This window comes from Enterococcus montenegrensis (genome assembly GCF_029983095.1).
GTDB lineage: Bacteria > Bacillota > Bacilli > Lactobacillales > Enterococcaceae > Enterococcus_C > Enterococcus_C montenegrensis.
Genome location: NZ_CP120467.1, coordinates 1,692,957 through 1,706,256, shown reverse-complemented (window position 1 = coordinate 1,706,256; position 13,300 = coordinate 1,692,957). Strand labels below are relative to the sequence as shown.

General features: G+C 35.9%; 14 protein-coding genes. 11 read left to right on the top strand and 3 right to left on the bottom strand.

The features are described 5' to 3' along the window. Positions 1-7: 7 nt before the first annotated feature. Positions 8-955 (top strand): thymidylate synthase, encoded by a 948-nt coding sequence (locus P3T75_RS08290; protein WP_206905532.1) that lies wholly within the window; start codon positions 8-10, stop codon positions 953-955. A gap of 32 nt (positions 956-987) precedes the next feature. Beyond that, positions 988-1,488 carry a dihydrofolate reductase gene (locus P3T75_RS08285; RefSeq protein WP_282461315.1) on the top strand — a complete coding sequence of 167 codons (501 nt, stop codon included), beginning with the start codon at positions 988-990 and terminating at the stop codon, positions 1,486-1,488. Positions 1,489-1,565: 77 nt separating this feature from the next. Here the strand turns inward: P3T75_RS08285 and trhA are convergent, their stop codons facing one another. Next, entirely contained in the window at positions 1,566-2,219 is a 654-nt protein-coding gene (gene trhA / locus P3T75_RS08280; protein WP_282461314.1) for a PAQR family membrane homeostasis protein TrhA, read from the bottom strand. A 137-nt stretch (positions 2,220-2,356) separates the two neighbouring features. Between trhA and P3T75_RS08275 the strand changes: the two genes are divergently transcribed. The 7 genes from P3T75_RS08275 (at position 2,357) to lepB (ending at position 7,977) form a co-directional block, all read left to right on the top strand. Beyond that, positions 2,357-3,202, top strand: a complete 846-nt coding sequence (locus P3T75_RS08275) for a DegV family protein (RefSeq protein WP_282461313.1) — start codon at positions 2,357-2,359, stop codon at positions 3,200-3,202. Positions 3,203-3,651: 449 nt separating this feature from the next. After that, complete coding sequence (locus tag P3T75_RS08270; RefSeq protein WP_282461312.1) at positions 3,652-4,551, top strand: SGNH/GDSL hydrolase family protein; 900 nt, start codon at positions 3,652-3,654, stop codon at positions 4,549-4,551. A gap of 31 nt (positions 4,552-4,582) precedes the next feature. Beyond that, positions 4,583-5,236, top strand: a complete 654-nt coding sequence (locus P3T75_RS08265) for a YpmS family protein (protein ID WP_230708743.1) — start codon at positions 4,583-4,585, stop codon at positions 5,234-5,236. A 4-nt stretch (positions 5,237-5,240) separates the two neighbouring features. Further along, on the top strand, positions 5,241-5,762 hold the full coding sequence (gene msrA, locus P3T75_RS08260; RefSeq protein WP_206905559.1) for a peptide-methionine (S)-S-oxide reductase MsrA: 522 nt from the start codon (positions 5,241-5,243) through the stop codon (positions 5,760-5,762). After that, a complete protein-coding gene (locus tag P3T75_RS08255) occupies positions 5,755-5,976 on the top strand; it encodes a YozE family protein (protein WP_206905564.1) in 222 nt (73 codons plus the stop codon). Before msrA ends, P3T75_RS08255 begins: the two co-directional genes overlap by 8 nt. A 15-nt stretch (positions 5,977-5,991) precedes the next feature. Beyond that, entirely contained in the window at positions 5,992-7,422 is a 1,431-nt protein-coding gene (locus P3T75_RS08250; RefSeq protein ID WP_282461311.1) for a S41 family peptidase, read from the top strand. 15 nt (positions 7,423-7,437) lie between these two features. After that, positions 7,438-7,977 (top strand): signal peptidase I, encoded by a 540-nt coding sequence (gene lepB / locus P3T75_RS08245; protein WP_206905566.1) that lies wholly within the window; start codon positions 7,438-7,440, stop codon positions 7,975-7,977. A gap of 74 nt (positions 7,978-8,051) precedes the next feature. Here lepB and mprF read toward each other — a convergent pair whose 3' ends face one another. Both mprF and P3T75_RS08235 read right to left on the bottom strand, forming a co-directional pair. Continuing rightward, positions 8,052-10,628, bottom strand: a complete 2,577-nt coding sequence (mprF, locus tag P3T75_RS08240) for a bifunctional lysylphosphatidylglycerol flippase/synthetase MprF (protein WP_230708739.1) — start codon at positions 10,626-10,628, stop codon at positions 8,052-8,054. Between the two features lie 8 nt (positions 10,629-10,636). After that, entirely contained in the window at positions 10,637-11,389 is a 753-nt protein-coding gene (locus tag P3T75_RS08235; RefSeq protein WP_282461310.1) for an alpha/beta fold hydrolase, read from the bottom strand. Positions 11,390-11,551: 162 nt separating this feature from the next. Here P3T75_RS08235 and P3T75_RS08230 point away from each other — a divergent pair, with 162 nt between their 5' ends. Together P3T75_RS08230 and P3T75_RS08225 are read left to right on the top strand one after the other, a co-directional pair. Beyond that, positions 11,552-12,172, top strand: a complete 621-nt coding sequence (locus tag P3T75_RS08230) for a lysozyme family protein (RefSeq protein WP_206905568.1) — start codon at positions 11,552-11,554, stop codon at positions 12,170-12,172. Positions 12,173-12,267: 95 nt separating this feature from the next. After that, positions 12,268-13,110: a DUF368 domain-containing protein gene (locus P3T75_RS08225; RefSeq protein ID WP_282461309.1), complete on the top strand. Its 843-nt coding sequence runs from the start codon at positions 12,268-12,270 to the stop codon at positions 13,108-13,110. Positions 13,111-13,300: the final 190 nt, after the last annotated feature.

Here is a 13,300-nt window from a genome sequence, read left to right as displayed (position 1 = left end):
GATATTCATGGAACAAGCATATTTAGATTTAGGGAAAAAACTATTAGAAGAAGGCCACGATAAAGGGGACCGGACAGGGACCGGAACTAAAAGTTTATTTGGCTATCAGATGCGTTTTGATTTAAATGAAGGCTTTCCACTGTTAACGACCAAGCGGGTACCATTTGGCTTAATCAAAAGCGAACTATTGTGGTTTTTAAAAGGGGATACCAATATCCGTTACTTATTGCAACACAATAACCATATTTGGGATGAATGGGCTTTTGAACGCTACATTAAAAGTACAGATTATAAAGGGCCGGATATGACTGATTTTGGTCGGCGCTCACTGGTTGATGAAAAATTCAATGAAGAATATCAAAAACAGTTAAAAGATTTTTGTGAAAAAATTGTTGCCGATGAAAAATTTGCCGCAAAACATGGAGACTTAGGTCACATTTATGGATATCAATGGCGTCATTGGGAAAAACAAGATGGGACGTTTATCGATCAAATTAAAGATGTCATTGAAATGATCAAAAAAAATCCCGATTCACGTCGCTTAATCGTGACTGCCTGGAATCCAGAAGATGTACCTTCAATGGCTTTACCACCATGTCATACAATGTTTCAATTTTATGTCTATGATGGCAAATTAAGTTGCCAGCTCTATCAAAGAAGTGCTGATGTATTTTTAGGTGTTCCCTTTAATATCGCCAGTTATGCATTATTAACACATTTAATTGCCCATGAAACAGGTCTTGGCGTGGGAGAATTTGTGCATACTTTAGGGGATGCGCATTTGTATCAAAATCATATTGAACAAATGAAAGAACAACTATCGCGCGAGGTGAGAAGTGCACCAACATTAGTTTTAAACCAAGAAAAAGCCTCTGTTTTTGATTTTGAGATGGAAGATATTAAAGTAGAAAATTATAATCCTCATCCAACAATTAAAGCGCCAATCGCGGTTTAAGTTTTAGTCAAAAATTTTAAAAGGAGGTAGCCATGCTAGCAGCAATTTGGGCACAAGATCAAAATGGTTTAATTGGTAAAAATGAAGTTCTACCTTGGTATTTACCAGATGATCTAAAATTTTTTAAAGAGATGACATTGGGTAAAACCCTCGTCATGGGGAGAAAAACTTTTGAAGGTATGGGGGGGCGCCCTTTGCCTGGACGAAGGACAATCATTTTAACCCGTAATGAAAATTACCAAGCACCAGTGGGCGTACTTGTTATGAATGATATTAAGCAAGTTATCGCCTATGCAAAAGCAAGTGATCACACGGTTTTTATCGCTGGTGGTGGGGCAATTTATGCGACGTTATTGCCGGCTTGTGACTATATTTTTCGAACGGTGATTGAAAATTCCTTTGAAGGGGATACGTATTTTCCTGAAGTTAAGTGGGAAAACTGGCGCTTAGTCAAAAAAGTTGCGGGAAAAGTTGATGAAAAAAATAAATTCCCCCACTCTTTTGAAGAATATGAACGCATCCATTTAGACTAAACAAAAAGTGCAATCAAAAGTTAACTTTTGATTGCACTTTTTAACTATATGGAAAGTATAAATTTTTAGATAATTTATTATGTGTAAAGTAAGATGGAAAAGTACATGAGACCAGCCCCTAACATGACAAACAAATGCCAGACAACATGCATGAAGCGAATATTTTTAAGACTGTAAAAAAGCGCGCCAACAGAATACGCAACACCGCCTGAAACTAAAAGGGCAGTGCCGACATTGCCTAAAGAAAGCCATAAATCTTTAGCTGCAATTAAGCAAAGCCATCCCATAAATAAATATATGAAAGTTGAGACTTTCGAGACGGTGTCTTTTTTATGCAGCGTCAAGGATTTATAGACAATGCCGCTGATAGCTAAAAGCCAAATTAACGCAAATAATGTCCAACCAAGCCAGCCTTTAACACTTAGTAGGCAAAACGGTGTATAACTACCGGCAATTAAAAGAAAAATTGAATCGTGATCGAAAACTTGGAAGACTTTTTTTGCTTTGGTGAAAATTAAACTATGAAATAAGGTGGAAGATAAAAATAATAAAATCATCATTGAACCATAAATTGCATACGAGACGACGTGAAGAGCTGAGTCTAAACGGGCTCCTTTAACTAATAAGATAACTAAACCAGCTACTGCTAAACCAAAACCGATACCGTGGGTCACAGCGTTTAAGATTTCGTTGACGATTAAATATTTACGGGAAAATTGCGGTTTGTCCACGTATTTACAGCCTCCTTTTAGGGAATGTTCCAAAATTAATGAAAAAACAAAATGTCTCTGTTATACTTAGTGACAGAGCATGTTTAGCTGTATTTTAACATGAAGATGAGCAATGTTAAAGGAAGAGTGAAGGAACCATGGCAAAACTTAAAATAGTTACCGATTCATCGTGTACGATGGAAAAAGCGTTACAAGAAAAATTAGATATTCAAATCGTTCCCTTGTCGGTTATGATTGATGGCGTTTTATATAAAGATGATGAAACGTTACCTGGGGAAAAGTTCATGAGTATGATGGCCAGTGCCAAAGAACTGCCTAAAACGAGTCAGCCGCCGATTGGGGAGTTTGTCGAACTTTTTGATGAACTGGGAGCAGATGGTAGTCAGATTTTATCAATTCATATGACAAAAGGCTTAAGTGGGACTGTTGAAGCTGCCCGACAAGCCAGCAACTTGTCAAAAAGTGATGTGACTGTCATCGACAGTGATACAACTGACCAAGGATTATCTTTCCAAGTCATCAAAGCCGCTGAAATGGCACGAGCTGGGAATTCTTTAGCAGAAGTTTTGGTAGCGGTTGAAAAAGTACGGGAAAATACGAAGCTTTATATTGGTGTTTCCACTTTGGATAATTTGGTGAAAGGTGGCCGAATTAGTCGTGCTACTGGCATTTTATCGAATTTATTAAATATGCGCGTTGTAATGGACTTTGATCATTCAGAGTTAATTCCTGTGGTTAAAGGGCGCGGCACTAAAACATTTACCAAGTGGTTTGACGGTTTGAAAAAAGAATTGCAACAAAAAACAAATGTTAAAAGTATTGGGATTTCCCATGCTGATGGGTTAGCATTATGTGAAGAATTTAAAAAGGAACTGCAAGAACTATTTCCAGAAATGCATATTCCTTTGTTGCACACCACGCCAATTATTGCGACCCATACAGGTAAAGGCGCTTTTGCCATCACCTATTATACCGAAGACTAATAATTTGAAGTTGAGACAAAGATAAGTTGGCAAAGTGCCAAAATAAGATAGAAAAGTGCTTTAAAGCTCTTAAGGTTAGTAGTTTTTAAGAGCTTAGCATTTCACTAGACGATTTTGGCAGTTAGCGTCAACTTGTGGTTTTTGTTTCAACTTTTTTATTTTTGCAGCAATAATAAAAAAGGCTGCAATAAAAATTGTAGAAAAGTAAAGCTTTATAGGAAAGCGGTGGGCAAACTACCCATTTCATGTTTTTTTTGCTAAAATAAGCGGTGCTATAGCTTTTGCTACTAGTCCAGTAAAAGTGTGACAAGGCTGGAATTTTCGTTGTCAAAAAAAGCGCATGGTTTAATCTTTTTGTTAAGGAATAGAAATTATTTTGCCCAAATTCGTAACAGGATGTTTTTTTAATCATCAATAATAGTTTATTTAATTAAAGGGAGGTTTAGCTTTTGAAATTTTTTAAACCCCTGATTACGCTTTTAAGCGTAGGAATTGGAGCATTGCTTATTTATATCGTATTAAATCAGACGATTCCGCAGGCAAAACCAATTTTAAAGCCTGCCCAAGTTAGTGAAGTGGTAAAAAATCAAAAGGAAAAACTTCACTTTGTCGCCATTGGGGATTCCCTAACTGAAGGCATCGGCGATGAAACAAAACGTGGTGGTTTTGTACCGATAGTAACCAGTGATATTACAGAACGTTATCGTTTAACGAGTGTGGAAGTGGAAAACTATGGTGTTGCTGGTGAACGCAGTGATCAGATTTTAACGCGCATGAAAAAAGAGGAGTCAATTTTATCAAATGTTGCTACTGCCGATATTCTAACGTTAACGGTGGGGGGCAACGATTTAATGAAGGTCATCCAAGATAACTTCTTTGGTTTATCGATTAAGACTTTTAAAAGACCACAAGAAAAGTATCAAAAAAGAGTGGCTGAAATTATTGCGCTAATGCAAAAACAAAATAAAAATGCTCCAATCTATGTCTTTGGTATTTATAATCCTTTTTATTTAAACTTTCCTGAAATTACCGATATGCAAAAAATTGTTGATAACTGGAATTTAGCGACTGAAGAAACCACGAAAACATTCAAAAATGTCTACTTTATTCCTATTAATGACCTGTTATATCGGGGTTTAGATAATGAGGTAGGTATTGATAGTACTCTGGATTCTTCAACCGAAGATGAGATAAAAAGTTCTGATAGTAGTGATTTAAATATTGTAGATAACAACGCTTTGTATGATCAAGATAAATTTCACCCCAATAATTTAGGCTATCAGTTAATGGCAAATGCATTGCGGGATGAATTAATCAAAACACAAGCACAATGGCTAATTAAAAAGTAGACCAAAAAATAAAGACGAGGAGCAGTCACATATGACAGAGAATAAATCAACGCAAACTCGCGAAGAAAAACAAGCATCAAAAAAATTTGACTTTAAAAAAATGAACGGCTGGAAAATTGCCTTTTTGTGTTTAATTGCTTTTGTTTTAGGAACAGGTGTGTTTTTGGGGACACGAATTTTTTCCATTCGCGAACCCGATTATAGTAAAACAACAAAAGTATTAGACAAAAAAGGACAAGAAGTAACGACGATCTCCATGAATAAAAGTCAATTGAATGCTTTGATTGATTACTATTTAACCGATTTTCAAAAAGATAGTAGTGTGAAGTATCAATTTGCTTTGGAAAATGAAGCAATGCTTTCGGGGGAAACCAAAGTATTAAATTTTCCTGTACATTTTTATTTGTATTTTGATCCTTTTGTGATGGAAAATGGCAATATCCAATTACGGGCGAAAAGCATGTCGATTGGCACACTTGGTTTACCGATTGAAGAAGTAATGAAATTGGTAAAACGTGGTTATGATTTTCCAGAATGGATTGAGGTAAAACCAAAAGATAAATCGATCACGTTGCGCTTGGATCAATTTCAATTACCTACGGGACTTTTCGTCAAAGCAAAAAAAATCAATTTAATTGACGATGAGATTCAGGTAGGCTTATATTTACCGGAAAGAAAGGACTGATTTGATGGAACGAGCAATTTTTGCTGGCGGATGCTTTTGGTGCATGGTGCAACCTTTTGATGAGCAACCTGGTATTTATACAGTAACTTCTGGTTATACTGGGGGGCATGTTAAAAATCCAACTTATGAACAAGTTTTGACCCACACAACAGGTCATACCGAAGCTGTTGAAATTATTTTTGATCCAGCAGTGATCCGTTATACTGATTTATTGCAAATTTATTGGCAACAAACAGATCCAACGGACGCCTTTGGTCAATTTCAAGATCGTGGTGATAATTATCGGCCGGTAATTTTTTATTTGAACGAAGAACAAAAAGTTGCAGCTTTAAAAAGTCGTCAAGCTTTAGCTGATAGCGGTATTTTTAAAGAACCAATTGTCACGCAAATTGAGCCTGCGCAACCTTTTTATGAAGCAGAGGGGTATCATCAAGATTATTATAAAAAAAATCCCCAAAACTTTGCTCTAAATCACCAAAGAAGAGCAGAATTTATCAAAGAGCATTGGGAGGATTTTGATGCGTAGAAGTTTTTATCACTATGTTCTCACCTTAAAAGGTCCCAATCACTTAAGTGAAGAGCAAGTTTTTGCCAATCATGTTAGTTGTGATATTCAATTTCCAAAACATACTAGTGATTATGATGAATTATCGAGTTATTTAGAAATGAATGTTGATTATTTATCTAGCATGGATATTTTTGACCGTATTTATGAACAATACGTGGAAAACAATCGTTAAGAAAGTAGGCCAGGGATGAAAAAAATATCCATAAAATTATACCTCATCTCTTTACTTGCAGCGGCACTTCTATTTGGTGGTGGCGGTTATTTATACGGTACGCTGCACGAGTTGCAAAAAGAATCCCGTAGCCCTCAGACAGATGAGCTGGCTAAAGTACATCAATTATACGACGAAATAAAAAGTAGCTATTATCGAGATGTTGATTCTAAAACTTTAGTAAATGGTGCTCTTAAAGGTATGACAGAGGCTTTAGGTGACCCGTATACAACCTTTTTAGATGAAGAAGGTTCTAGTCAGCTCAACCAATCACTATCCGATAGTTTTGAAGGAATTGGTGCTACTTTGCAAATAAAAAATGATTATCCTGAAATAGCGCAAGCACCAATTAAAGATACACCGGCTGCTAAAAAAGGTTTGAGGGCAAAAGATATCATTTTAAAAGTAGATGATATGGCAACTAAAGGTAAAAAATTAGATGAGGTTGTTAGTAAAATTCGAGGTAAAAAAGGAACTGAGGTAACTTTAGAAATTAGGCGGGGGCATGAAACGTTTACCACGAGCCTAAAAAGAGCAAAAATTTCCATACACACCGTAACAGATAAAATCAGCGCGGATGACAAACAAATTGGTGTAATTCAAATTGCTAGCTTTGGTGAAAATACTGCCAAAGAATTAAAGGATGCCATTGTTTCATTGCGCAAACAAGGCGCAAAGTCATTTATTTTAGATGTACGACAAAATCCTGGTGGCTTATTAGATCAAGTTGAGGAAATGGCGAGCATGTTTTTAAAAAATGGTCAAACAATTGTTGAATTTAAAGACAATCATCGAACCGTGTCAAAAGCGGTGGCGGGCGAAAAGTTTGATCAAGGTTTTAAAGTCAGTGAACCAAGTGTTGTTCTAGTTGATGGTGGTTCTGCTTCGGCGACAGAAATCTTTGCAGCAGCTTTAAACGAGTCTGCTAATATACCAATTATTGGGACGACAACTTTTGGTAAAGGAACCGTTCAAACGGTTAGCCCAATTGATGACAAGAGTAGTTTAAAACTAACCGTAAGTAAATGGTTAACGCCAAAAGGCCATTGGATTCACGAAAAAGGATTAACGCCAACCATAAAAGCTGATTTTCCCGATTACGCTTATCTTGCGCCTTTACCGCGGGATAAAGAATTAAAAGAAGGACAAACATCAACAGAGGTTAAACGCTTGAATCGCTTTTTAGCGGCGCTGGGCTATGATACAAAAGAAGATGTTTTTACCGCGGAAACGACAAATGCTTTAAAAGATTTTCAAAGTAAACATAAATTGTCTGTAACCGGCATTTTAAATAAAGAAACAGCTGATGCAATTGAAAATGAATTGGCACTACAAATCAGGGCCCATGATGCAGCTTACAACAGGGGAATTACTGAATTAAAAAAAGAAATGACAGCAAAGAAGTGATGCAGGAGAAATGGTATGAAAAAATTTAAAGATTATTTTTGGATGACAATAAAATATGCCATTATTGCACTTTCACTTGCTATTTTAGTTCGTGGTTTTTTGTTAATTCCAGTACCGGTTGAGGGAAATTCGATGGAGACAACTTTGAAGCAAGGGGATATGGTTGTCATGGAAAAGATTTCTAAAATTAAACGTTTTGATGTGGTTGTTTTTCAACTTGCAAGTGGTACAACGTATATTAAACGTGTCATCGCGTTACCTGGAGATGAGTTGCGTTATGATAATGACAATCTTTATATTAACGGTAAAAAAGTCCCAGAAAAATTTTTAGTTGCAAATAAGCGGCACTTGGCAGATGAAGGTTCATTTACCAATGATTTTTCTTTAGAGGAGTTGACGGGGACTAAAAAACTGGCACGAGACAGTTATTTTGTTATGGGAGATAACCGACGTATTTCAAAGGACAGTCGCTCTTTTGGTGCCATTAAGTCCCAAGATATTTTAGGCAAAGCTCGTTTTGTTTATTATCCTTTGAAACATTGGCGTATTATTTAAAAAAACCGGAGCAATTTAATTGCTCCGGTTTTTTTTAATAGTGCTTTTACGCTTAATTTAAGCCTGAAAGCTGTTTAACGTTTCAAGAAACGCTTAACACCGTGAAGGGGCGTATTTTTGCCAACGGCGCGATTGTCAATAAATAAAATGGCTAACATAACGTAAGCTATCCAGCTGTCTCTGGAATACAAGGTGTAGCGAGAACGCCATTGACTGGCATATTTTTCTTTATAGTCTCGTAAACCTTGGAAAGAATAAAATCGGGAACCAAACTCATAAACTAAATAGGCAATTCGTTCTTGAATAAAACTTTTGCGGGATTGTCCAACATTTGAAAGTGGGGCCATGCCTAGATCAAAATATTGAATACCTTCGTTTTGCATATAAGCAAATAAATTAACAAATAGAAAATCCATACTACCAGATGGGGCTTTGTCAGCATGGTGTCGCATTAAATCAATCGTTCCAATTTCTTTTGTATAAGTTGGAATAATATTTGCAAAAGAGACGATTTCTCCTGCGCTATTTTTCACTACAGCCATTGGTCCGCGTTGTAAATAATCTTCATCAAAAAAGCCAAGGGAGAAGCCTTTTTCCTTGCGGCCATCTAACCAACTATCGGAAATTTCTTTAAAAGTAGCCATGGTTTCAGTTGAATAAGGCGGTTGGATAACTTCAAAGGTAAAACCATTTTTCTCAATTTTGTTTAAGACCGCTCGTGTCCCCTTCATTTTCTTACCTGAAGTTGTAAAAGTATCCAACTCAACTAAAGCTTCTTCACCCATTTTGATAAAGTCGTATCCTAATTCATGCAAAATCATAACGGTGTCTTCGTCTGTTTCATAAAAGACAGGCAAGTAACCTAACACATCGGCATCGCGGATAAATTGCGCAATAGCTGCTTCAAAATCTGATTTTTTACCATTAGGACTGCCCATCACGATATTTTTATTATTATAGGTAGCAAATTGTAAAAAGACAGTGTCATCAGTACCGTCGTTATAAACATAAATATTTTTGTCTTTTAAATAAACTAATTGCGAATCTGAATTTCCACCGTAAGTGTTTAATATATGACTGACTTTGGCTTCGTTGAACGTTTCGCCAGGTTGCGTTTTCTTTCCTTGCAAGTAGCGGACAAAAAGTAAAATAAACAACGCGATTACTAAAATAGCAATAAAGCCTGAAAACCATAATTTTTCAGATGGAAACAAGAAAAAGCTAATGATTTTTTTGTGGTGATGGGGAAATGTTGGTAAATTGTAAATCCCAATAATTAAATACAATAAAGTTAATCCACCAATAATTATGCCATCAATGGTCAACTGCTCAAAAGAATAAACCAATTGTTCGCGGAATAATTCTGTTTTTGATAAAAGTGTAATGAGTAGAATCAGGCTTAAAAAGATAACCGCAACAAGACTAAAATCAATTAAAAAGGTGTAAATAATGGCAGCTACAAGCAACATGATCGTAGGAAAGTAAGCTCGTTTTACCCTTGAGGCAATCGCGCGCCCCATAATCAATAAGCTAAATCCTAAAATGATACTAGGAAACTGAACGATAATATGAAAACGAAATGGATTGACATGTTGCAGCCATTTGAATTCTGAAAAAGCTTGGGGAACAGTCGCCATTAAGACCATCATAATGCCAGAAAAATATAACATAGCTACTTCAATTTTATGGAAAACCTCTAATGTCAACTGTTTAGGAATACCAGAGTAGCGGGTATCCACTTTAGTCCATAAATTTTTGAAAAACAGCACTAATCCAATTGCAACAGGAATCAAGTAATAAAAAATGCGGTACAATAGCAGCCATGCAATAACTGTTTCCCGATTAATTCCCAGATTGGATAATCCTAAGATCATCATAATATCAAAACTGCCTAGTGCACCTGGAATCATGGAAACAATCCCAATGACAGAAGCAGCGATGTAAAGGGGTAAAACTTGCCATAATGGAAACGGAACTTCCATTAGATAGCCAATTGCTAAAAATGAACCGGCAACACCTGTCCACTCAAGAAAAGAACTGGCGATTAATTCCAAGCGATACTGTGGCTTTAAGCCGCCTAACAAGCCGGTTTTTTTGAAGTGGGTGATAAGTAAAACAACGGGAAAATATAGGCCACCACCGATTAACCAAATCCAATATTGTTTTAAATAAGGATTGATATCTGTGAACATCACTAAGAAAAACGAAATAAGACTATAAATAGAAAGACCAGACATTAAAAAGATTAAAATCTTGGATAAGGCACTTGCGACATCTTTGCCTTTTTGTCCTTTGCCAAAAAATTCAGAGCGTAAACCGATACTAACAAATCCGCCAAAGCCTGCGATATTATTAATCGTGTTGATTAACCAACTCGTTTCAAAAATATAACTTTTTTTATGATCCAAATTTAACATTTTATTTAAGGTGAAGTCATAACCTACCATCGGCAAGACCGCTACAAGACCAATTACAAGCATTAAAAAGACTTTATAGATAGGTACATCAACTAAGGTCATCTTTAATTGATCAATATTAATGGTTTTACTGATGGAGATTAATTCACCGGCGACAATTACGATAACAGCAAATAGAAAAATTGTTTTTAAAATACTTTCATAGCTTTTTACTTTGGTAATAATTTTTTGCATACCAACACCTACTTTTCTTGTAAAAATTTGTAAACAACATGGTTGAAATATTCTGGGTGACGTTGTGCAGCTGTGTGACCAGCTCTTTTTATCAAAATTAACGTACTATTCGCTAAAAGAGCGGCAATTTTTTTGGTGTGACTAGTCTTAATGACATCTTGTGTGCCCGCGATTACTAAAGTAGGCGCGACAATCTGCTTTAAATCGGCTTCTTTTAGGGGTAAGTCATCTATCATTAAGCCGAGCATATTTTTTTGGCGATAAAAATAGTGACTGAAAAGACCTAAAAAGGCAGAGGCAAAATAACCAAATTGGGTGGCCATTTTTGGTGGCCATTTTTCTCCGCTTAAGCGATAATTGCCGGAATTTAAAATTAGCTTTTCTATTTTATCAGGAAAAATATGGGCAAAAACCATGGCGAGATTAGCACCGTCGCTGAAACCTAATATACTTGCTTTACTGAGCTTTAGTTGCTCCATGACTTCGGCTAAGTCACCAGCTAAAAGTCGAAAATTAAGTTCATTGGCTTTGTTATCAGAACGGCCGTGACCGCGGGTGTCAAGCACGATGCAGTCAAAATAAGCAGCAAAAAAAGGAATTTGCTCTTTGAAGTAGCGCCCACTGCTGTTATTACCATGTAAAAAAATTAAAGGCTTCCCTGCACCGTAGCGCTCATAATAAAGCTTTGTTTGATCGTTTAAAAAAATATAGCCGTTTGTCATGGACATCCCCTCAATTTCATTATAACGATTGTTTAACATTCTGAACAATGATACGGGTAACAATGAACAAACAATACTGTAAGTTAGCGGCACGAAATCTTTTGTTTTTCTAAAATTATTCCAAAGAATCTAGTTAGACATAGTCACAGGAATTTAGAAATAGTAGTATAGAAAAATACTCAGAAGATTTGGATGGTTTATATGTTTAAAAAGATTAGCAAGTTCTTATTGAAAATTATCGTTTTGATCGTTTTAATCGGTGTCATGGTGACAGGATATCGCAATTATCAAATACTAAAACGGGTGCATCAATATGATGCTATCGTGGCACAAACAGTAAAAAAATATCAAATTCAAGATCAAAAACAATTGGCACAAGCAATTATTTTTACAGAGTCAAAAGGTCGGGGCTCTGATATTATGCAAAGCTCTGAAAGCAGTTATGGCCAGCAAAATAAAATTGCCACTTCTGATGAAAGCATTGACGCAGGAGTAAATTTTCTGGCACAAGCTATTAAAAAGGCAAAAGATGCCGATTGTGACATTTGGACGGCGGTTCAGGCTTATAACTTTGGTCTCGACTATGTTGATTACGTTGCAAAAAATGGTGGTAAAAATACATTAAAGTTGGCGGAAAGCTATTCTAAAAATGTTTTGTCACCAATTTTAGGGAATGAAGAGCAAACAAAATATCGCTATTGGGGACTGCAGTCTATTTTTTACAATGGAGGATTTTTATATCACAATGGCGGCAATTTATTTTATGCTGACGTAGTAAAGATGAATGAAAAGAAAATCAATTGGACAAACTTTCTATTTTAACTTGCAAGCCAAGGCAAGTATGCTAAACTTTAAAAGGGAATTTTCATTAGCTATGTTGTTTAATTTGAATTTATGATGAGGAGTGTTTAGTTGTAATGGAAAAATCAATGTCAAAAGAGGCGAAAACCAAAGATTGGCTATTGCGTTTTGTCAAAGGGATGTTTATTGGCTCTGGCTTTATTTTACCTGGGGTTTCTGGCGGAGCGTTAGCAGCGATTTTTGGTATTTATGAACGGATTATTTCTTTTTTAGCTCATATTACCCGTAACTTTAAAGAAAATGTTTTGTTTTTTATCCCAGTTGGACTAGGCGGTGTTACGGGAGTATTCTTGTTATCTTTTGTCGTTAGTTTTTTACTGGGAACTTATGAAACAATTATTTTATGGTTTTTTGTAGGCTGTATCATTGGAACTGTACCGGCTTTATGGCAAGAAGCAGGAAAAAAAGGGCGGAGTACGCGAGAAATTATCATCTTAGCAGTCAGCTTTGTTTTGGGCTTTTTGTTCTTATGGAAAGGTTCTGGCTTATTCTTACATGTGGATCAAAACTTTTTCACCTGGGTTATTGCTGGTGGCTTAATTGGTCTGGGAATGATCGTGCCTGGGCTTAGTCCTTCTAACTTTTTAGTTTATATGGGAATGTATAAGGCTATGTCTGACGGCATTAAAGATTTGAATTTCAGTGTGATTATTCCAATTGGCATTGGTGGGATTGTGACCGTTTTAGGCTTATCAAAAGTAATGGATTATATTTTTAGTAAAGCGTATCCGCAATTATTCCATTTTATTTTAGGAATTGTTTTTGCTTCAACCGTGATGATTGTCCCAACAAATTACAGTGGTTTTAATCTCGGTAGTTATGCAGGCTGCTTTGTCTTGTGTGTGTTAGGTATATTATTAGGAGCTTGGATGAGTAAACTAGAAGATCAATACAAATAAAATGTATTTGAACATTCAAATATGAAAGATTTACAAATTATTTTTTTGCAACCACTATTTTTTTGCTTTTTTCAATTACGACACTTTGGGGCGTAACACTTGAAAAACAATAAGAATATGTTAGAATATAGTTTGTATTATTGGGTCTTTTTTGAAGTCGCGCTGATTTTTAATTAGTGCGATTTTTTAC

What these genes read in the sequence shown, in the direction of transcription:
- P3T75_RS08290 (WP_206905532.1), top strand. Translation starts at nt 8, where the DNA reads ATGGAACAAGCATATTTAGATTTAGGGAAAAAACTATTAGAAGAAGGC.
- P3T75_RS08250 (WP_282461311.1), top strand. Translation starts at nt 5,992, where the DNA reads ATGAAAAAAATATCCATAAAATTATACCTCATCTCTTTACTTGCAGCG.
- P3T75_RS08235 (WP_282461310.1), bottom strand. Translation starts at nt 11,389, where the DNA reads ATGTTAAACAATCGTTATAATGAAATTGAGGGGATGTCCATGACAAAC.
- msrA (WP_206905559.1), top strand. Translation starts at nt 5,241, where the DNA reads ATGGAACGAGCAATTTTTGCTGGCGGATGCTTTTGGTGCATGGTGCAA.
- P3T75_RS08275 (WP_282461313.1), top strand. Translation starts at nt 2,357, where the DNA reads ATGGCAAAACTTAAAATAGTTACCGATTCATCGTGTACGATGGAAAAA.
- P3T75_RS08230 (WP_206905568.1), top strand. Translation starts at nt 11,552, where the DNA reads ATGTTTAAAAAGATTAGCAAGTTCTTATTGAAAATTATCGTTTTGATC.
- lepB (WP_206905566.1), top strand. Translation starts at nt 7,438, where the DNA reads ATGAAAAAATTTAAAGATTATTTTTGGATGACAATAAAATATGCCATT.
- P3T75_RS08225 (WP_282461309.1), top strand. Translation starts at nt 12,268, where the DNA reads ATGGAAAAATCAATGTCAAAAGAGGCGAAAACCAAAGATTGGCTATTG.
- P3T75_RS08285 (WP_282461315.1), top strand. Translation starts at nt 988, where the DNA reads ATGCTAGCAGCAATTTGGGCACAAGATCAAAATGGTTTAATTGGTAAA.
- P3T75_RS08255 (WP_206905564.1), top strand. Translation starts at nt 5,755, where the DNA reads ATGCGTAGAAGTTTTTATCACTATGTTCTCACCTTAAAAGGTCCCAAT.
- mprF (WP_230708739.1), bottom strand. Translation starts at nt 10,628, where the DNA reads ATGCAAAAAATTATTACCAAAGTAAAAAGCTATGAAAGTATTTTAAAA.
- P3T75_RS08265 (WP_230708743.1), top strand. Translation starts at nt 4,583, where the DNA reads ATGACAGAGAATAAATCAACGCAAACTCGCGAAGAAAAACAAGCATCA.